This window comes from Nonomuraea spiralis (genome assembly GCF_014648435.1).
Taxonomy (GTDB): domain Bacteria; phylum Actinomycetota; class Actinomycetes; order Streptosporangiales; family Streptosporangiaceae; genus Nonomuraea; species Nonomuraea spiralis.
Genome location: NZ_BMRC01000099.1, coordinates 1 through 588 on the forward strand (window position 1 = coordinate 1; position 588 = coordinate 588).

At 65.5% G+C, this 588-nt stretch carries 1 protein-coding gene; it reads left to right on the forward strand.

The genetic code is table 11. The features are described from left to right. A partial coding sequence (locus IEZ27_RS53480; RefSeq protein ID WP_446686198.1) for a DNA-directed RNA polymerase subunit beta occupies positions 1-588 on the forward strand: 588 nt, incomplete at both ends.

A 588-nucleotide genomic window follows, 5' to 3' on the forward strand; every position in this document is an offset into this window, starting at 1 on the left:
GCGCGTGGCTGGGACATCTCGGGCATCGCCGAGGCGTGGGCCGAGCGGCTGAAGGACAAGGGGTTCGAGAAGGTCGCCCCGCGTACCAACATGGCCACCCCGGTCTTCGACGGCGCGCACGAGGAGGAGATCGTCGGGCTGCTGGGCAACACGGTCGCCAACCGTGACGGTGACCGGATGGTGCAGCAGAGCGGTAAGGCGCGGTTGTTCGACGGCCGTTCCGGTGAGCCGTTCCCGTACCCGATCTCGGTCGGTTACATCTACATCCTGAAGCTGCTGCACCTGGTGGACGACAAGATCCACGCCCGGTCGACGGGCCCGTACTCCATGATCACGCAGCAGCCGCTGGGTGGTAAGGCCCAGTTCGGCGGTCAGCGCTTCGGTGAGATGGAGGTGTGGGCGCTGGAGGCCTACGGCGCCGCCTACGCGCTGCAGGAGCTGCTGACCATCAAGTCCGACGACGTGCTGGGCCGGGTGAAGGTCTACGAGGCGATCGTCAAGGGCGAGAACATCCCCGAGCCGGGTATTCCGGAGTCCTTCAAGGTCCTCATCAAGGAAATGCAGTCGCTGTGCCTCAACGTCGAGGTG